The sequence below is a fragment of the Paraburkholderia yinzeri genome, assembly GCF_046581065.1.
Lineage (GTDB): Bacteria > Pseudomonadota > Gammaproteobacteria > Burkholderiales > Burkholderiaceae > Paraburkholderia.
The window spans coordinates 1,508,698-1,526,367 of record NZ_JBFOCJ010000002.1 but is presented as its reverse complement, the minus strand read 5'-3'; the positions used below and the strand labels follow the sequence as shown (position 1 = coordinate 1,526,367).

The following is a 17,670-nucleotide window of genomic DNA, read 5'->3' as shown; positions in this document are numbered from 1 at the left end:
TTTTTTACAAGGCGATCGGGCAATGGGTCGGTACGCTGCCATTTCTGGCCTCGCCCCTCTCCTGGGCTGCCTCCACCCAACGCAGAAGCACCGAATGACGACTTTCAGCTTTCTCGACGACTACAGCGAGGGCGCGCACCCGGACATCCTCCGCGTCCTGACCGAAACCAACACCAGCCAGCACGCGGCGTATGGCGACGACGCCTTTTCCGCCGAGGCAACGGCACGGATCAAGGCGCGCCTTGGCGATACGTTCGACGGTGCGATCCACTACGTAGCCAGTGGCACGATGGCGAACATCGTTTCGATCGCCAGTTGCCTCCGTCCGCACGAAGCCGTCATTGCGGCAAGTTCGGGGCATATCGTGGTGAGAGAGGCCGGTGCGATCGAGGCGACGGGCCACAAGCTCATCGCCGTTCCCGCCGTTGACGGCAAGCTCACGCCGGAACATATCGAGGCCGCACTGGCGAGCAATGCCCATTTCCCGCATATGGCGAAGCCCCGGTTGATCTATCTGTCCAACGCGACCGAAACCGGCACGCTCTACACGCTTGCGGAACTGCGGAAAATTTCCGCGCTCGCCAGAGAACGGGGCCTCATTCTATTTCTGGATGGCGCGCGCCTTGCCGCAGCACTGGCTTCCGACAAAAACGACGCAACGCTCGCCGATATTGCCGCTCTTGTCGATATTTTCTGGATCGGCGGAACCAAGGTGGGTGCGCTTCTGGGTGAAGCCATCGTGGTGTGCAATCCCGCCTTGAAAGAGGACTTTGCTTTCCACATCAAGCAGCGCGGCGCCATGCTGGCAAAAGGCCGGCTGCTGGGTATCCAGTTTCAGGAATTGTTTGGGAGCGCCAATCTTTTCTTTGCCAACGCCCAGCACGCCAACGCGGCCGCAGCAAGACTCGCCGCGGGAATCGTGTCGAATGGCTACGCGCTTCAGGCGGAAACGGTGACGAACCAGGTATTCGCGATCTTGCCCGATTCCGTTATCGCGGCGTTGAAGCAAGACTTCGCTTTTTACGTGTGGGGACCGGCACACGAGCGCCATTCCGTGGTTCGGCTGGTCACGTCGTGGGCCACGGAAACCCATCGGGTCGATGCCTTTTTGAATCGACTGGCGTTGGGCTGACCGCTCGCCCCGGTTGCTTTTCGACTCCGGGGTCGCAAGATAGCTCAGTGCGACGAGACATACGTTGCCCCCTCGAACGCCTCGGGAATGGCGAAACTCTCGCGCATACGCCTGGCCTCCGCGGCGGGCGTCAAGCCAAAGAGCCGTTTGAACTCCCTCGTGAACTGGGACGCGCTCGTATAGCCCACGGCGTGGCTCGCCGCTTCGGCGGTCAGGTCGTGGCGCAACATCAGCAGCCGGGCCTGATGCAGGCGCGTGGACTTCACGTACTGCATGGGCGAAACTTGCGTGATCGCCTTGAAGTGGCTGTGAAAGCTCGGAACACTCATCCCCGCTTCTTCGGCAAGCTGCGCCACGTCGAGCGACTGCGCGTAGGCAGCGTGGATGAGACGTAGCGATCTGCCGATTCTGCCGAACTGCCCCTGCATCGCCAGCGCTTCCCGCATCGAACCGCCCTGGGCTCCGGTGAGCACACGAAAGTACAGTTCGCGCAGCAAGCCTTGGCCCAGCACGGCGGCTTCGAGCGGCCGATGCATGGCTTCGAGCAGGCGCAACACGGACGTTTGCATCGCGTCATCCATCGGCGTGGAGGTCATGCTCCGGGGCGCCTGGCTGCGCTCGGTCAGGCCTTCGCGGTCGATCTGCGCCGCCAGCTCGGCGGCCATCGCGAAATCGAGGTGCAGATACAGCGCGAGCAGCGGGCGCTCCGGGGTCGCATCGGTTTCCATGCTAAACGGCACGGGCACGGACACGGCCAGATAGTGACGCTCATCGTACAGATAGAGCTCGTCGCCGAAGTAGCCGCGCTTGCGGCCCTGGCAAACGATCACGATGCCGGGATCGTACAGAACCGGCGTGCGCGGCAGCGCCCGGTTCGAACGCAGGATGCGGACGCCCGGCAGCGCCGTCAGGTTGTAGCCCTCGTCCGGGGCCAACCCGCGCAGCAGGGAAACCATGCGCTTCTGGCTTCGCGGGGACAGCTCGGGTTGACCGGGGAAGGCGCGTTGGCTTCTCATAGTTTTATGCAAGAAAATTAGCGGAATCTGGCTTATCTTGCCCTCCTTCTCAGACTAGCATGCACTTTCCAGACAACATTCGGAGCGTGCTTCCATGACATCCAGCAAAACGCTGCTCATCACCGGCGTCAGCAGCGGCTTCGGCCGCGCGCTCGCCCAAGAGGCGCTTGCGGTCGGTCACACCGTGGTCGGGACCGTGAGAAGCGAGGAGGCATTGCGTGATTTCACGTCGCTGTCCGCGCATGCCGCTGTGGGACGCGTACTCGACGTGACCGACTTCGACGCCATCGCAGGCGCCGTGTCGGAAATCGAGGCGAACGTGGGGCCGGTCGACGTCCTCGTCAACAACGCGGGCTATGGCCACGAAGGCATCATGGAGGAATCGCCTTTGCCGGAGATGCGTCGACAGTTCGATGTGAATGTTTTCGGCGCGGTCGCGATGATGAAGGCCGTGTTGCCCTTCATGCGCGAACGCCGCCGTGGACACATTCTGAATATCACGTCGATGGGCGGTTACATCACCATGCCGGGAATCTCGTACTACTGCGGAAGCAAGTTCGCGCTTGAAGGCATCTCGGAGGCGTTGGGCAAAGAGGTGAAGCCTTTCGGCATCGCGGTGACCGCCGTCGCGCCGGGTTCGTTCCGCACGGACTGGGCCGGCCGCTCGATGACGCGAACGCCCCGCTCGATTCCGGACTACGACGATATCTTTGACCCTGTCCGTCGGGCTCGCGAAGAAAAGAGCGGCAGGCAACCGGGAGACCCCAGGAAAGCCGCGCGCGCCATGCTCGCGGCAATCGATGCGGACCGGCCCCCGGCGCATCTCTTGCTGGGCAGCGACGCGCTCGGGCTCGTGCGAGGCAAGTTGTCGGCGCTGGAGGACGAGATCCGTGCGTGGGAGGCTGTCACGATCTCGACGGATGGCTGAATCGAAAATGCCTGGCCGCGCTACCCAATCCGTTCCGACCATTCCCGAAAGTGGACGAAATCGGCACATCACGCCCCTCCCACGCATAAATTGGACGAAATCGTCCAATCCCACTCCAAACTGTGGACGAAATCGTCCTGGGGCGTGCCCCCGATAGCCGTCAACCTCCCGTCAGCAGGGACGCGCCCACATGGCACGGTCATTGCTTAGTCAGTCCGGAACCTAAAAACGCCGATTTCATAAATTTAGAGAGAGTTGTGCAGTAACCGCAGTCGTCACGTGCCGCTATCTGGCGACCAGTCCGCATCCACAAAGGACGGCGCCCCTGCGTGACGCTGAAACGGCGGGAATCGCCTGGCCATGTCCCAGGCGAGCCGCTGTCTTGGCCGCCGTTGCTCATATTCCGAGGGCAGAGCGCGGCGGCCAATCTTCTATTCGCCTGCGCGAATTCCACCAGACCCGTCATGGGACGGTGCGCCTTCACGAGACCCGGGCGCTTTCCAGGCACTGCTTATTTTTGCCGAATGTACCGATTACCCTCTGCTTTTCGCATGAGCGAGGCAGGGCGATTCGAACGTTGCTGAGTGGGACGACACAAAGAAGAGCGCCGAAGCGATCCTGTCGTGCAAGTGAGGTGAACGGGGTCGAGCGGTTGCATTGGACAGGCGAAACCAGACAGGGCACGCACATGCACCCGAAGCTTGCCGATCACAGTGCGCGCACTGTGACTCCCCCATCGAACATGAAAACGTGGCTCGCGGGCGAAAGCCCCTATACGGTACAAAATCTCGACGATGCCATCGCGCATCTCGAAGCCGCCATCGCAGCCGACAATCACGTCGCCGTCTTCGGCCGTCGCTACTGGTTCGACCGGGTGCAGCAGATCGCCCTGACGCCGGGGATCATGCACACGCAAGCCCGCCGCCTCAGTCATTTGCTGAGCCGGCTGACCGGGGAAGGCTAGCCTTCAGGTCGCGTGCTTCGGGTCGTGCCGGCCGCATTGACCGTATTAACCGCATTGACCGCACTAACGTATGGCCCTCGCCACGCCCTGCAACTGCCTGAACGCGTCATACCGCGCGTCGTGCAGGGCCGCCGTCTCACCCCTCGCGGGCGCATGGATCTTACCGATCCGCGACATCTTCGCCATGGCGGCGCGCACGTCCTCGCAAAGCCCGCCCGCCACGGCGCCCAGCATCGCCGCGCCCAGCAGCACGGGCTCTTCCGCCTCGGTCGCGAGCACGGGCTTGCCCGTCGCATCGGCCAGCAACTGGCGCACGAGCGCGAGCCGCCCCGCGCCGCCGCTGATCACGATCCGCTCGATCGGCGCGCCGGCCGCGGTCTGCGCTTCGATAATCTGGCGCAGCCCGTAGCCAATGCTGCAAATCCCGGCGATATAGAGCGCGACAAGGCTGTCCCGGTCCGTCTCCATCCCGAGCCCCGCGATCACCGCTCTCGCGTGGGGATCGGCAAACGGCGCGCGGTTGCCGAGGAATTCGGGCACGACATGCAAACCGTGCGCGAGCCCGACCGCCGCCGAAAGATCGTCGGAGGCCTGCACAGCAAGACCGGCGAGCAGTGCCGGCAGCGACTGCCCCGCTTCCTGGGCGCGGCGCTGCGTTTCGGCGGCCAGCGGATGCATCGCCAGCAGCCGCTCGATCGCCGCCCCGGCCACCGACTGGCCGCCTTCGTTGAGCCACGCCTGCGGCACCATCGCCGAGAAGTACGGCCCCCAGACGCCCGGCACGAAGACCGGTTCGCGTGTGGTCGTCATCGTGCACGACGAGGTACCGAAGACATAGGCAAGGCAGGACTCGGGCGCGCCGTCCGCGCCCACCGTGCCGATGCCCCCGGCGTGCGCGTCGATCACGCCCGCAGCAACCGGTGTGCCCGCCCTCAGGCCCAGTTCCGCCGCGGCCTGCGCGGTCAGCCCGCCGCCGAGCGGCGTGCCGGGCTCCACGACGCGCTGCCCGATGCGCGCAAAGCCTTCGTCGGCCAGCACGCCAAGACCCACCGCGCGGAAGTAGCTTTCGTCCCAGCGCCGTTCGTGGGCGAGGTAGGTCCACTTGCAGGTGACGGTGCAGGTGGAGCGCACGAGATCGCCGCTCGCGCGCCAGGTCAGGAAGTCGGTCAGATCGAAGAACTGCCAGGCGGCTTCGAACACATGGGGCCGGTTTTCGAGCAGCCAGAGCAGCTTGGGCGTTTCCATCTCCGGCGAGATCGTGCCGCCCACGAACTCGAGCACCGCGTGTCCCGTCTCGTTGATGCGTTGCGCCTGCCCGACCGCGCGATGGTCCATCCAGACGACGATGTCGCGCTCGTCCTTCTCGGTCGGCCCCACCGGCAGGGGCCGGCCGCCCTCGCCCAGCACGACCAGCGAGCAGGTGGCGTCGAAGCTGATCCCGGCGATCGCGTCGGGCGCAAGGGCCGCTGCCGCGAGCGCGTCTTTCACGGCGCGGCAGACGGCGCTCCAGATCTCCGTGCTCGACTGTTCGACGATCGCGCCGCTCGCGTGAAACACGGTGATGTCGTGCTTCGCCGAGGCCACCATCGCACCCGAGGGATCGAAGATGCCCGCGCGGGCGCTGCCTGTGCCCACGTCCACGCCTATCGCGTAGCGCGTGCCGTGCGGTACGCCTGCGGTCGCGCTTGCAGCCGGATTGTCTGTGCTCATCGCTGTTTGCATGTCAGGAGAAAAGAAGGCGGCGCACGTGCTCAGAGATCCACGCTGTTGGGCAGGATCACGAGATCGCGGATGGTCACGTTGCGCGGCCGCGTCAGCATGAAGAGTACCGCGTCGGCGACCTCTTTCGGCTGCATCAGGCTGCCCGAGGCCAGCGCCTCTTCCATTTTGGCCTTCGGCCAGTCGTCGAGCAACGCCGTGACGACGGGCCCCGGCGCCACCGCGCCCACCCGCACGCCGTGCTTCGCCACCTGGCGGCGCGTGGTGTGAACGAAGGCCTGCACGGCGAACTTCGAGGCCGTGTAGATAGGCTCCCACACCACCGGCACGATGCCCGCAATCGAACTCGTGAAGACGATGTCGCCCGACTTCTGCGCGACCAGATGCGGCAGCACCGCATGCACGGAGCGGAACGCCGCGTTGATATTGAGGTTCAGCATGCGGTCCCAGTCGTCGGGATTGCCGTTCACGACCTCGCCGCCGATATAGGCGCCCGCGTTCGCATGGAAGATGTCGAGACCGCCCGCGAGCTGGAGGATCTTCGGCAGCATCGCGGACACCTCGGCAGGCTGCAGCAGGTCCACCTGCAAGGCGAGCGCGTTCGGCCCCAGTTCGGCGCAGCAGGCTTCGAGCCGCTCTTTGGCGCGGTCGATCAGCACGACCTTCGCGCCCTCGGTCACGAGCGTGCGCGCGCATTCGAGGCCAATACCCGATGCCGCGCCCGTGATGGCGGCCACTTTTCCATTCATCGATTCAGACATGGACGACTCTCCAGGATGCAGGGAATTACGCGCGGCCGTGCGTGACACGCGAGCGCCGGGCCAGCGAGTCGACGATCACCGCGATCGCCAGCACCGCGCCGGTGATCATGAAGCGCAGCGAGGAAGACAGATTCAGCAGCGTGAGGCCGCTCGCGATCGACTGGATCACGATGATGCCGAGTACGGCCGACCACGCGCTGCCGCGCCCGCCGAACAGGCTCGTGCCGCCGATCACGGCCGCCGCGATGGCGTTCAGGTTCACGTCGCCGGTACCGGCCTGCTGGCTCGCCGAGGCGAGCCGCGCGGCCGTGAGCACGCCGCCGAGCGCGGCGAGGCCCGCGCAGAGCATGAAGGCGCTGGTGTAGATGCGGTGGACGTTGATACCGGCGCGGCGCGCGGCTTCGCGATTGCCGCCCACGGCGTTCATCGAACGGCCCCAGCGCGTGCGCATGAGCGCGTAATTCATGGCGACGGCGAGAAAGAGGAAAAGGCCGAACATCAGCGGCACGCCGCGCCCCCGGTCGAGATAGCTCACGACGAGTTCGAGGAACACGGTGATGACCACGCCGCGCGCGAGCAGGCTGCCTACCGAGGGCGCCGAAAGACGGGCCGCGCGGCGGCGCTCGCGCGTGCGTAGCCCGATCAGCACGATCGCGAGGCCCGGCAGCAGCGCGAGCGCGTGCGAGACGAACGCAGGAATGATCATCAGTTGTCCGAAGTTCACCACGGTCGAACCATAGGGCAGGTTGATCGAGCCGTCGGCGCCGAGGACGTAGAGCTGCATGCCGAGGATAGCGAGCAGGCCCGCCAGCGTGGAAACGAAGCTCGGCATGCCCAGACGGTTCAGCAGCAACGCGTAGAGCGCGCCGATCAGTGCCCCGACGACCACGGCGGCCACGATGGCGAGCAGCACGGGCCAGCCTTCGTTGACCCAAAGCGTGCCCACGAGCGCGGAGGCGAAGCCGCTCATCGAGCCCACCGAAAGGTCGATCTCGCCCACCAGCAGCACGCAGACGATGCCGAGCGAAATGACCCCGACCGTCGAGCAGTCGAACAGCAGGTTCACGAGGTTGTCGGCGGAAAGAAAGACCGGGTTCAGGCTCGTGAACACGGTCCAGATGATGACGAGACCCACGATGACCGGCAGCGAGCCGAGGTCGCCCGACCGGATCCGGTCGACGAAGGCGGAGAGGCTTTCGCCGATACCGGTGGCGTGCTTCACGCGTACATCGCTGCGGTCGAGCAGCGGGGACGGCGGCGTGGCGTCCTGGGTTTCCTTGCTCATGATCGCACCTCTCATTGCATGTCCTGTTGCGCCTGGCGCCGGCCCGCGCGGCGCGAGACGGCATTCTCGGTCGCGCCGGTGATGGCGGCCACCAGTTCCGCGTTGGATGAATCGGGATAGAAGACGCCGTTGTTGCGGCCAAGGCGCAGCACCACGATCCGGTCCGCCACGGCGCGCACGTCTTCCATGTTGTGGCTGATCATGATCACCGCGTGGCCGCGCGCGCGCACCCGCTCGATCAGGTTCAGCACCTCGGCCGTCTGCGCCACGCCCAGCGCGGCGGTGGGCTCGTCGAGCATGATCAGCTTCGGGTCCAGCAACAGCGAGCGAGCGATCGCCACGGTCTGACGTTGCCCGCCCGAGAGCGAGGCGACCACGTCGCGCACGTTCGGAATGCGCGCCGAGAGCTCGTTGAGGAGCGTCCACGCGCGCACTTCCATCTGGACTTCGTCGAGCCGTATCGGGCTCAGCTCGCGGCCGAGGAAGATGTTCGCGACCACGTCCAGGTTTTCGCACAACGCGAGATCCTGGAACACGGTGGCAATGCCCAGATCGAGCGCCGTGGCGGGATCGGACAGCGTGACCTGCTGGCCGCGGAACGTGATCGTTCCCGCGCTCGGCTGATGGACGCCGGCCAGGATCTTCACGAGCGTCGATTTGCCGGCGCCGTTGTCGCCGACGAGGGCGACCACTTCGCCCGCATGCACGTCGAGCTCGATGTCGGTGAGGGCCGAGACGGCGCCGAAGTGCTTGGAAACGCCGCGCAAACTCAGCACGAGCTCGCCCGGCGCCGCGCGTGATGTGGGGTTCTCAGTCATGGTAGTCCCTGCTCTTTTGCTTCCGGAGGGCTTCCGGATTGCTTCAGGCGGGGGCCGGCTCGCGCCAGCCCCCGTTCATCTGCAAACCTGATCAGTTCGCGATATCCAGCTTCTTGCAGCCGTCGGCATAGCGGCCCGCGCACAGGTCTTTGGCGCTGGCAAAGCCCTTGTCCACGACCTCCGCCTTGATGTTCTTCGCGGTGATCACGGCGGGCTTGAAGAGCTGCGTCGGCGTATTGAAGAGGCTGGTCTCGCCCTTCGGCTTGTCGCCCGAGAGGAAGCCCACCGCCACCTTCGCGGCCGCCGCCGCGACGATCTCGCTCGGTTTGAGGATCGTGTTGTACTGGTCGCCCGAAACGATCAGCTGCAGGCCGGCGAGCGTCGCGTCGTTGCCCGTCACGGGCGGCACCGGGTTGACGCCGGCTGCCTTGAAGGCGGCGATGGTGCCGCCCGCCGTGCCGTCGTTGGCGGCCACGACGCCCACGATCTGCGAGCCGAAGCGCGTGATTTGCCCGCTCACCCATTGCTGGGCCTTGGGCGGCGCCCATTCGGGCGTGTCGTACTCGGCGAGCGTCTTGTAGCCGCTGCCTTCCAGGCCTTCGTGAATGCCCTTCTTGATGAGCCCCGCGGCCGCATCGGTCGGCGAGCCGTTGACCTCCAGCACGCCGCCCTTGCCCGTGGCAACGCCCGCGTCCTTCAGGTGCTGCACGAGCGACTGGGCGATCGATTTGCCGATCTCTTCGTTGTCGAACGAGACGTAATAGTCGGCGGGTGTGGAGGGCACCGGCCGGTCATAGGCGATCACCTTGATGCCCTGGCTCTGCGCCATATGGACCAGCGACGCAGCCGCGGTGGAATCCACCGGATCGAGCACGATCACCTTCGCCCCCTGCGCGATCACCGAATTGAACTGCTGCTGCTGCATCGCGGCGTCGGCATTCGCGTTCTGGTAGAGCACCTTGCAGCCCGCGCAGAGCTTCGCCATTTCGGCCTTGAAGCCGGGGAAATCGTGCTGCTCGTAGCGGGTCGAGGCGTGATCGGGCATCAGAAAGGCCACGGTGCCGCTCGGCGCGGCCAGCGCCGCGGTCGTGCCGGTCAGCGCCAGGGTCACTATGGCGGCGCCGATCAGAGGGGTCGAAAGTCGGGTCATGAGGTGTCTCCGTTGTTGGAAAAATGCCGATGCCGCCATGGCTATCGGGGGACCGCAGACAAGCCTTGCCCACCGCCGCAAGACCTGAGCCCGGCGTGTCGGCACGGCCTGTTGTCGTGAGCTAGCCGGGCGCGTGCGCGTCGGCGGCCGCGCTGGCCGCGTTCAACTGTTGCCACGCTCTCCAGCGCGAAGGTGACATCTGCTTGAGCTGCAGGAACTGGCGGTTGAAATTCGACAGATTATTGAAGCCGACCTGATAGCAGATGTCGGTGATGCTCAGTTCACCTGATAGAAGTAGCTGGCATGCGAGATTGATGCGCAGACGGTTCACGTACTGCACGAAAGGCACGCCCGTATGCCGGCGGAAGTAGCGGGAAAAGGCGCTGACGCTTTGCCCCGCCAGTTCGGCCAGCTCCGTCTCGCGCAGCTCCTGCGAGAGGTTCTTGCCGATGAAGCCCAGTACGTGATTGATGCGCGTGCCGGCGTAGCGCGTGGGGTCGGCGCGGTACGCGTCGCTCGCGAGCTTCACGGGCTCGGCACTGCGGCCGAGCAGATCGAAAAGCGCCATGAACAGCACGATGCGCCGCAGCCCTTGCGCACCCAGCATCTCGCGCATGACCGGTTCGGCAATCGCGCCCGTTCTCGACGGGAACAGCAGGCCCGAGCGCGAGGCCTCGAGCAGGGGCTCCACGCGGCGGAATTCGGGAAACGCCTCGCTCGTGCGTGCGATGAACCCGGCATCGAATTGCAGCACGAGACACCGTTCGTCCACACGTTCGTCCTGCGGCACGCTGCTGACCCAGTTGTGCGGCAGGTTCGGTCCCACCATCACGAGATTGCCGGGCGCGAAATTGCCGATGTGATCGCCGACGAAGTATTTGCCCACGGTCGACGTGATGAGGTGGATCTCGTACTCGGGGTGAAAATGCCAGCGCACCGTGCGATAGGGATAGCCGTGCGACCACACCTTGAACGACTCGTCGCGCGGCACGGCCACCAGTTCCAGGTCCGGCTTGTCGATCCAGGTCTTGCGGCCATCCCTGGGCGCCGCGTCCTCCGTGGCTTGCATCTGTCTTCCTCCTGCGGCGGTTCGTTCCTTGTTGTCGGGCTCGCGTTGCTGTCGAACGCCGCCATGACCTGAAAGTTACCCATGCGAGCGCCATCCCACCACTGAAAATAAGACCGCCGACTGATACTTTTTTGCATTCGGGTAAGCCCGTATCGCATCAAAAGTCAACTTTTGTGCAAGGCAACAGGTCGGGGACGGATAGATAGCTCGCGGAGATCCCGTTCCTTTCGCCCCGCGTGGCACGATCACGGACAGAGGTCGAATCGCGAGATGGCGCCATGGCGCCTACGCAGCACGATTACGGGTTTCCGGCGAAGCGGCCCGCTGGCGCTGAGGCAAGGACAAAAAATAAGCGCAACGGACACCGGCCCGTTGCGCTTTCTGTCACGCGCAGCTAGCGGCACATCAGCAGCATTTCCCCGCCCCCGAGCCGTACCGCGCGTTCTGCCGTTCGCGGAAGAATTCCTCGTAGGTCATCACTGGCCGGTCCGGATGGGTCGCGCGCATATGAGCGACATATCCTTCGTAGTCCGGCAGACCGACCATCAGGCGCATGGCCTGCCCCAGATAGCGGCCGGCCGTTTGCACGTTGTCACGCAGTCCCGAGAACATGATGCGCCTCGCCTCCGTTAATGTGCGCCGCCCACGCGCTGGGCCAACCCCGCGCCGGCCGGCATCGGCTCATAGGGCGTTTCCTGTGTGGTCGGACGATCGACCCGGCGCGCACGCGCAATCGAGATCAGCCCGTACACGACAATGCTCACCACCACGAAAATAAAGAGCCCCGAAAGCGCCGCATCCACGTAGTCGTTGAAGATCATGCGCTGCATCTGTTCGAGCGACTTCGCGGGCCCGACGATCTGGCCTTCCGCGAGCGCGGCGGAAAGCTTCTGCGCATGCGCGACGAAACTCACCTTGGGATTGCTGTCGAAGATCTTCTGCCAGCCGGCCGTCAGCGTGCAGATGAGCAGCCAGATCGTAGGCAGCACCGTGACCCAGGCGAACTTCTCGCGCTTCATCTTGAACAGCACGACGGTGGCCAGCATCAGCGCGATACCCGCCAGCATCTGGTTCGAAATGCCGAAGAGCGGCCACAGCGTATTGATGCCGCCCAGCGGGTCGACCACGCCCTGGTAGAGGAAGTAGCCCCAAGCCGCCACGCACAGCGCGGTGGCGATCAGGTTCGCGGGCAGCGACTCGGTGCGCTTGAGCGAAGGATGGAACGTGCCGAGCAAATCCTGCAGCATGAAGCGGCCCGCGCGCGTGCCCGCGTCGACGGCGGTGAGAATAAAGAGCGCTTCGAAGAGGATGGCGAAGTGATACCAGAAGGCCATCATCGCTTCGCCGCCTATCACCTGGTGCAGGATCTGCGCCATGCCCACCGCCAGCGTCGGGGCGCCGCCCGCGCGCGCGACGATGGTCGTCTCGCCCACGGCGTGCGCCGTCTGCGTGAGCATGTCGGGCGTGAGCGCGAAGCCCCAGGTGCCGACCGTGTGGGCAACCGCGTCGGGCGTCGTGCCGAGCACGGCGAGCGGCGCGTTCATCGCGAAGTACACGCCCGGCTCGATCACCGAAGCGGCCACGAGCGCCATGATCGCGACGAACGACTCCATCAGCATCGCGCCATAGCCGATAAAGCGCGCGTTGGTCTCGTTATCGAGCAGCTTGGGCGTCGTGCCCGACGAAATCAGCGCGTGGAAGCCCGAGACCGAGCCGCACGCGATCGTAATGAAGAGGAACGGGAACAGGCTGCCCGACCAGACCGGGCCCGTGCCGTCGATGAACTTCGTGAAGGCCGGCATCTTGAGCTCCGGCGCGACGATCAGGATACCGATGGCGAGCGCGAGGATCGTGCCGATCTTCAGGAACGTCGAAAGGTAGTCGCGCGGCGCGAGCAGCAGCCACACCGGCAGCACCGAGGCGACGAAGCCATAGCCGATCAGGATCCACGTGAGCTGGATGCCCGTGAACGTGAACATCGCGGCGAGCGCGGGCGAGTCGTGCACGTGCTGGCCGAACGCGATGGAGGCCATCAGCAGCACGAAGCCGATGACCGAGATTTCGCCGATCTTGCCGGGGCGAATGTAGCGCACGTACAGACCCATGAAGATCGCGATGGGGATCGTCGCGGCGACGGTGAACGTGCCCCACGGCGAGTTCGTGAGCGCCTTCACCACGATCAGTGCCAGCACCGCGAGGATGATGATCATGATGAGGAAGGTGCCGAAGAGGGCGATCACGCCGGGCACCGGCCCGAGCTCCATCTTCACGAGGTCGCCGAGCGAGCGGCCGTCGCGGCGCGTGGAAAGGAACAGCACCACGAAGTCCTGCACGGCGCCCGCGAACACCACGCCCGCGAGAATCCAGATCATGCCGGGCATGTAGCCCATCTGCACGGCCAGCACCGGGCCCACCAGCGGCCCCGCGCCCGCGATCGCCGCGAAGTGGTGGCCGAACAGCACGTATTTGTTGGTGGGCACGTAGTCGAGCCCGTCGTTGTGGCGCACGGCCGGCGTCATGCGCAGACCGTCGAGCTGCAGTACGGCGCTCGCGATGAAGCGACTGTAGAAGCGGTAGGCGATCAGATAGACGCAGATCGCGCAGACCACGATCCAGAGTGCGCTGATGCGCTCGCCGTGCGCGAGCGCGATGGTGCCGAACGCGAACGCGCCCAGCAGCGCGACGATCGTCCAGACGACGAAACTGGATGCCCGACTCATGGCGTCTCCTTGTTGTTTGTGTTTATGCGCGGTGTTTACGCGCGCGATTCCCCGGATTCGGACCGGGCCCCGATGCGCGTCGTGCCTGAATCAGGCCTGAAGCAGCGTAGCGGATTTCGGTGCGGCGCATGGCGTAGCTGCACCATGCGGCGGCCCCGTAGTATTGGCCTTCGCCCAGGCGCCCACAACCGGAGAATTACGTAAGCGTCCTACGTAAAAATACGTAGCAAGGACGCGTTCAAGGGCACGTATAGCCGCGCCTGAGCGATTCGCGCACCGGCACCATCTGTTTCGGCGAATCGGCGAGAACGGCGTCGACGCCCGCGCAGGCGGCGGCCTTGTAGTCGGCGGCGCTGTTGACGGCGATGGCGACGAGGTGAACGTCGGGATGCGTGCGAAAGCACTGGACGGCGGACGCGCTCCATAACGTGGCGTCGTTCACTGCCGAGCGACCTTCGCCCAAGGTGAAGCGCTCCACGAGATCCACCTGGCGGCGGAATTCGAATGCGGCCCACGTTCCGGCAGGCGGTGGCGCCTCGCACGCTCGTGCCAGGGCAACCGTCGCCAGGCGCTCGCGCGTCGCGTCGCGCGACTCGAATAGCCGCGCCTGCGGCCAGGCGGCAAAGGCCTGCTGGTACGCCGCTTCGGTCGAATAGAGGCGCACGCGCCCCCAGGCCTCACCGGCGGTCAGCACGCGCGCCACGGCGGCGGCCTGGGGCCGCGCCGGCAACGCCTTCATGTCGAGGATCACGGGAATGCCGGGCGGGATCCCGGCCAGCGCCGCCGCCAGCGTGGGGATGCCGACCGGCGCGGCGCGGTAGGGATAAATCATGTTGCCGGCTGCGTCCTTCGTCGCGAACCGCCAGCCCGCATTGACGCCCGCCAGTTCGGCCGCGGTCTTCGAAGCGACCGGGCCGCTCGCGTCGGTAAGCGCCGAAAGGTCCGCGGGGCGGTACAGCACCGGCACGCCGTCGCGGCTCAACTGAACGGTCAGCCAGATCATGTCGGCGTGGTTCGCAATCGCCATGCGGATGGCCGCCAGCGTGTTCTCGGGCGCGTCGCCGGTGCCGCCGCGATGCGCGATGACGAGCGGCGCCGCGGTGGCGGCAGGATGGCCGGGAGGGTTGTATGCGTTGCCGCCACAGGCGGCAACGAGCAGCACGGCCGATGCGGCAAAACAGGCGAGCAGGGGACGAAGGGGCATCGGCAAGTTCCAGTCGGATCGTTCAGGATGGGAACATATACAACGATTTCCCTGCATGGTGCGGCGCACGCGGTTATGCTTGCTCACCCCGCGCTCGACCTTCGCCATGCCTGCCCCATTTTTCTTCAACGACCGCCTGAAGACGAAGATCTTTCTGCTCGCGGTCGTGCCGTTTCTCGCCGCCATCGCCGGCATCGGCATCGGCGTGCGGCAGCAGGCCACCACGCTCGCGCAGACGCAGCACGCGACCCTGCAGGCGACATATCTGACGAGCAAGGAAATCGAGCTGCGCCACTATGTCGAGCTCGCCACGAGCGCGATCGCGCCGCTCTACGACGCCCCGGCCGATGCAACACCCGGGGAGATCGCCGCCCGCCAGCGCGAAGCGTTGACCGTGCTGCAGAAAATGGACTTCGGCCCGGACGGCTATTTCTTCGTCTACGACCTGCACGGCCGTTCGCTGATGCATCCGCGCGAGCCCGATCTGGTCGGCCGCAACCTGTGGGACCTGCGCGACCCGCAAGGCGCACTGACGATCCAGCAGCTCATCGCCGCGGCCTCGCGCGGTGGCGGCTACGTGCGCTACCAGTGGCATCGGCCCTCCACGGGCCGCCTCGCGCCGAAGCTCGGCTACGTCGTGCCGCTGTCGCGCTGGGGCTGGATGGTGGGCACCGGCATCTATCTCGACGACGTCGATTCGACGCTCGCGCACATCGACGAGCGCGCCACGGCCAATATCGAACGCACGCTGCTGTGGCTCGGCGTGATCGCGCTCTCGGGCGTCGCCGTGATCGCGCTCGGCGCGCTCGTGCTCAACGTGAGCGAGCACCGCAGCGCCGACGCCAGGCTCAAGCGCCTCGCCCAGCAGGTGGTCGAGTCGCAGGAGCAGGAGCGCGCGCGGCTGTCGCGCGAACTGCACGACGGTATCAGCCAGATGCTGGTGTCCGTGAAGCTGCTGCTCGAATCGGCGCTCGCGCGCTTCGAGCGAGGCGAGGCTCGCGTGCCGGCCGCCGAGGCCTCGCTCGCCACCGGCCTCACGCGCCTTTCCGAAACATTGCGCGAGGTGCGCCGCATCTCGCACGCACTGCGTCCCGCGATGCTCGACGACCTGGGTCTCGCCGCCGCGCTCGAACAACTCACGCGCGAGCTCGGCGAGGAATCGGGCGTGCAGATCGTCTTCGCGCAGACCGGCGCGCCCGCGCCGCCGCCCAAGGCGCGTGCCGCGCCACTGCCCGATGCCGTGAACACGGTGCTCTTTCGCATCGCCCAGGAGGCGCTCACGAACATCGTGCGCCACGCGCAGGCCCCGCGCGCGGCCCTCACGCTCGACGTGACCAACGGCGGCGTAACGCTGGTCGTGGCCGACAACGGGCGCGGATTCGATGTCGCGCAAGCCCAGGCCGATCCCCGCGCGGGCCTGGGCCTGCGCAACATGCGCGAGCGGCTGGAGCCGCTCGGCGGCCAGCTCACGCTTAGCTCGCAGCCCGGCCACACGGTCCTGACCGCGTGGGTGCCGGTTGCGGCTGCCGCCCGGGAAGGGGTGGAAAAACCCGCGGAAGCCATGCCATCAGCAGGAAAAGCAACGCCATGAACCACGACACATCCAGGCCGGCGCGCCTCGTGCTCGTCGACGACCATCCGCTCGTGCGCGACGGCCTGCGTGCGCGGCTCGAAGCGGTCGCGGGCCTCGAAGTGGCGGGCGAGGCCGGCAATGCCGACGAGGCCATCGCCCTCGCGGCCGCCGTCGAACCCGACCTCGTGCTGATGGACGTCGGCATGGCCGGGATGAACGGCATCGCGCTCGCGGGCCTCTTCCACGAGCGCTTTCCGGCCATCCGGGTGCTCATGCTTTCGATGCACGACAACGTGGAATACGTGACCGCGGCGGTGCGCGCGGGCGCGAGCGGCTATGTGCTGAAGGATTCGCCGTCCGCGGAAATCGTCCGTGCGATCGAGGCCGTCCTCGCGGGACATACCTGGTTCAGCGCGGGCCTGGGCGCGCGCATGATCCAGGCATCGGCGAAAGAGGCGCCCATCGAACGGCTAACGCCGCGCGAGCGCGACATCCTCGACGCCCTGGCGCAAGGCCTTTCGAGCAAGCAGATCGCGCAGCGTACCGGGCTTTCGGTGCGCACCGTGGAGACGCACCGGCTCAACCTCAAGCTCGATATCGACGGCCAGGCGGAGCTGATCAAGTTCGCGGTGGAAAACCGCAGGAAGTGAGAGCAAGGCGGGTGGGCGGCCGGTAACGGCCGCCCGGAGGAAAGCAGGAAGCGCGTCAGGTGCGCGCGTTGTGATCGACGAGGAACTTGATGAGGCCGTCGATGCCGCCCTTGGCGATCTGGTCGGCGAACTGCGTCTGGTACACCTGGATCAGCCAGGCGCCCATCATGTTGATGTCGTAGATCTTCCAGCCCGAAGCCGTGCGTTCGAGCCGGTAGTCGATGGCGTCGTCGCCGCCGTTGCTGAGGACGTGCGACTGCACGACCGTGTCCTTCGCGCCCGCGCCCGTGCTGGAGGGCAGGAACTTGAAGGTCACCTGCGTATCGCGCAACTGCGAGAGCGAAGCCGCGTAGGTCTTCACGAGCAGGAGCTGGAATTGCTCATAGAGCTTTTGCTGCTGGTCGGGCGTGGCCGTCGTCCAGGCCTTGCCGATGGCAATGCGCGTGGTGCGCTGGAAATCGGTGGCCGGCACAAAATGGGTCTGGACCGTCTCGGTGATCTTCGCCATGTCGCCGCCGCGCGCCTGCGGGTCGGCCTGCATCGCCTTGACGGTGCCTTCTACGGCATCCTTGACGATCGCGTCCGGCGAACTCTGGGCCCAGGCGGAACCCGACACAAAGGCAGCAGCGGCGACAAATGCAGTGAAATAACGTTTCATACGCTCATCGGGAAGTAAGATTC

Annotated in this window: 16 protein-coding genes; 5 read left to right on the top strand and 11 right to left on the bottom strand. The window is 65.9% G+C overall.

All coding sequences use genetic code 11. The features are described 5' to 3' along the window. Positions 1–94: 94 nt before the first annotated feature. Entirely contained in the window at positions 95–1,132 is a 1,038-nt protein-coding gene (locus tag WJ542_RS23870) for a threonine aldolase family protein (RefSeq protein ID WP_411191946.1), read from the top strand. A gap of 44 nt (positions 1,133–1,176) precedes the next feature. Here the strand turns inward: WJ542_RS23870 and WJ542_RS23865 are convergent, their stop codons facing one another. Then, positions 1,177–2,088, bottom strand: coding sequence for an AraC family transcriptional regulator (locus WJ542_RS23865; RefSeq protein ID WP_411191945.1), 912 nt, complete (start codon positions 2,086–2,088; stop codon positions 1,177–1,179). A gap of 154 nt (positions 2,089–2,242) precedes the next feature. On the opposite strand from WJ542_RS23865, the gene WJ542_RS23860 reads away from it, so the two are divergent. Next, positions 2,243–3,076: an oxidoreductase gene (locus WJ542_RS23860; RefSeq protein ID WP_411191944.1), complete on the top strand. Its 834-nt coding sequence runs from the start codon at positions 2,243–2,245 to the stop codon at positions 3,074–3,076. A 688-nt stretch (positions 3,077–3,764) separates the two neighbouring features. Next, a complete protein-coding gene (locus WJ542_RS23855; RefSeq protein WP_411191943.1) occupies positions 3,765–4,040 on the top strand; it encodes a hypothetical protein in 276 nt (91 codons plus the stop codon). Positions 4,041–4,103: 63 nt separating this feature from the next. On the opposite strand, the gene WJ542_RS23850 is transcribed toward WJ542_RS23855, so the two are convergent. The 9 genes from WJ542_RS23850 to WJ542_RS23810 all read right to left on the bottom strand — a co-directional run bounded on the left by WJ542_RS23850 (position 4,104) and on the right by WJ542_RS23810 (position 14,766). After that, the gene (locus tag WJ542_RS23850) at positions 4,104–5,750 is read right to left on the bottom strand and encodes an FGGY-family carbohydrate kinase (RefSeq protein WP_411191942.1); all 1,647 of its coding nucleotides are present in this window, start codon (positions 5,748–5,750) and stop codon (positions 4,104–4,106) included. Positions 5,751–5,791: 41 nt separating this feature from the next. Beyond that, positions 5,792–6,520, bottom strand: coding sequence for an SDR family oxidoreductase (locus tag WJ542_RS23845; RefSeq protein ID WP_411191941.1), 729 nt, complete (start codon positions 6,518–6,520; stop codon positions 5,792–5,794). Positions 6,521–6,545: 25 nt separating this feature from the next. Beyond that, positions 6,546–7,805 carry a sugar ABC transporter permease gene (locus WJ542_RS23840; RefSeq protein ID WP_411191940.1) on the bottom strand — a complete coding sequence of 420 codons (1,260 nt, stop codon included), beginning with the start codon at positions 7,803–7,805 and terminating at the stop codon, positions 6,546–6,548. An 11-nt stretch (positions 7,806–7,816) separates the two neighbouring features. After that, a complete protein-coding gene (locus WJ542_RS23835) occupies positions 7,817–8,623 on the bottom strand; it encodes an ATP-binding cassette domain-containing protein (protein ID WP_411191939.1) in 807 nt (268 codons plus the stop codon). A gap of 91 nt (positions 8,624–8,714) precedes the next feature. Next, positions 8,715–9,773 (bottom strand): ABC transporter substrate-binding protein, encoded by a 1,059-nt coding sequence (locus WJ542_RS23830; protein WP_411191938.1) that lies wholly within the window; start codon positions 9,771–9,773, stop codon positions 8,715–8,717. Positions 9,774–9,894: 121 nt separating this feature from the next. Then, a complete protein-coding gene (locus tag WJ542_RS23825) occupies positions 9,895–10,842 on the bottom strand; it encodes an AraC family transcriptional regulator (protein ID WP_411191937.1) in 948 nt (315 codons plus the stop codon). Between the two features lie 405 nt (positions 10,843–11,247). Then, positions 11,248–11,454, bottom strand: a complete 207-nt coding sequence (locus WJ542_RS23820; protein ID WP_321911701.1) for a YbdD/YjiX family protein — start codon at positions 11,452–11,454, stop codon at positions 11,248–11,250. Between the two features lie 17 nt (positions 11,455–11,471). Next, the gene (locus WJ542_RS23815) at positions 11,472–13,562 is read right to left on the bottom strand and encodes a carbon starvation CstA family protein (protein WP_411191936.1); all 2,091 of its coding nucleotides are present in this window, start codon (positions 13,560–13,562) and stop codon (positions 11,472–11,474) included. A gap of 238 nt (positions 13,563–13,800) precedes the next feature. Then, the gene (locus WJ542_RS23810; RefSeq protein ID WP_411191935.1) at positions 13,801–14,766 is read right to left on the bottom strand and encodes a glycerophosphodiester phosphodiesterase family protein; all 966 of its coding nucleotides are present in this window, start codon (positions 14,764–14,766) and stop codon (positions 13,801–13,803) included. A 106-nt stretch (positions 14,767–14,872) separates the two neighbouring features. Here WJ542_RS23810 and WJ542_RS23805 point away from each other — a divergent pair, with 106 nt between their 5' ends. After that, the gene (locus WJ542_RS23805) at positions 14,873–16,357 is read left to right on the top strand and encodes a cache domain-containing protein (RefSeq protein WP_411191934.1); all 1,485 of its coding nucleotides are present in this window, start codon (positions 14,873–14,875) and stop codon (positions 16,355–16,357) included. Continuing rightward, positions 16,354–16,989 carry a response regulator gene (locus WJ542_RS23800; protein WP_411191933.1) on the top strand — a complete coding sequence of 212 codons (636 nt, stop codon included), beginning with the start codon at positions 16,354–16,356 and terminating at the stop codon, positions 16,987–16,989. Before WJ542_RS23805 ends, WJ542_RS23800 begins: the two co-directional genes overlap by 4 nt. A 55-nt stretch (positions 16,990–17,044) precedes the next feature. Here the strand turns inward: WJ542_RS23800 and WJ542_RS23795 are convergent, their stop codons facing one another. Continuing rightward, positions 17,045–17,647 (bottom strand): MlaC/ttg2D family ABC transporter substrate-binding protein, encoded by a 603-nt coding sequence (locus WJ542_RS23795; protein ID WP_411191932.1) that lies wholly within the window; start codon positions 17,645–17,647, stop codon positions 17,045–17,047. Positions 17,648–17,670 lie beyond the last annotated feature (23 nt).

What these genes read in the sequence shown, in the direction of transcription:
- WJ542_RS23830 (WP_411191938.1), bottom strand. Translation starts at nt 9,773, where the DNA reads ATGACCCGACTTTCGACCCCTCTGATCGGCGCCGCCATAGTGACCCTG.
- WJ542_RS23795 (WP_411191932.1), bottom strand. Translation starts at nt 17,647, where the DNA reads ATGAAACGTTATTTCACTGCATTTGTCGCCGCTGCTGCCTTTGTGTCG.
- WJ542_RS23820 (WP_321911701.1), bottom strand. Translation starts at nt 11,454, where the DNA reads ATGTTCTCGGGACTGCGTGACAACGTGCAAACGGCCGGCCGCTATCTG.
- WJ542_RS23870 (WP_411191946.1), top strand. Translation starts at nt 95, where the DNA reads ATGACGACTTTCAGCTTTCTCGACGACTACAGCGAGGGCGCGCACCCG.
- WJ542_RS23860 (WP_411191944.1), top strand. Translation starts at nt 2,243, where the DNA reads ATGACATCCAGCAAAACGCTGCTCATCACCGGCGTCAGCAGCGGCTTC.
- WJ542_RS23805 (WP_411191934.1), top strand. Translation starts at nt 14,873, where the DNA reads ATGCCTGCCCCATTTTTCTTCAACGACCGCCTGAAGACGAAGATCTTT.
- WJ542_RS23845 (WP_411191941.1), bottom strand. Translation starts at nt 6,520, where the DNA reads ATGTCTGAATCGATGAATGGAAAAGTGGCCGCCATCACGGGCGCGGCA.
- WJ542_RS23815 (WP_411191936.1), bottom strand. Translation starts at nt 13,562, where the DNA reads ATGAGTCGGGCATCCAGTTTCGTCGTCTGGACGATCGTCGCGCTGCTG.
- WJ542_RS23825 (WP_411191937.1), bottom strand. Translation starts at nt 10,842, where the DNA reads ATGCAAGCCACGGAGGACGCGGCGCCCAGGGATGGCCGCAAGACCTGG.
- WJ542_RS23810 (WP_411191935.1), bottom strand. Translation starts at nt 14,766, where the DNA reads ATGCCCCTTCGTCCCCTGCTCGCCTGTTTTGCCGCATCGGCCGTGCTG.
- WJ542_RS23835 (WP_411191939.1), bottom strand. Translation starts at nt 8,623, where the DNA reads ATGACTGAGAACCCCACATCACGCGCGGCGCCGGGCGAGCTCGTGCTG.
- WJ542_RS23865 (WP_411191945.1), bottom strand. Translation starts at nt 2,088, where the DNA reads ATGGTTTCCCTGCTGCGCGGGTTGGCCCCGGACGAGGGCTACAACCTG.
- WJ542_RS23855 (WP_411191943.1), top strand. Translation starts at nt 3,765, where the DNA reads ATGCACCCGAAGCTTGCCGATCACAGTGCGCGCACTGTGACTCCCCCA.
- WJ542_RS23850 (WP_411191942.1), bottom strand. Translation starts at nt 5,750, where the DNA reads ATGAGCACAGACAATCCGGCTGCAAGCGCGACCGCAGGCGTACCGCAC.
- WJ542_RS23840 (WP_411191940.1), bottom strand. Translation starts at nt 7,805, where the DNA reads ATGAGCAAGGAAACCCAGGACGCCACGCCGCCGTCCCCGCTGCTCGAC.
- WJ542_RS23800 (WP_411191933.1), top strand. Translation starts at nt 16,354, where the DNA reads ATGAACCACGACACATCCAGGCCGGCGCGCCTCGTGCTCGTCGACGAC.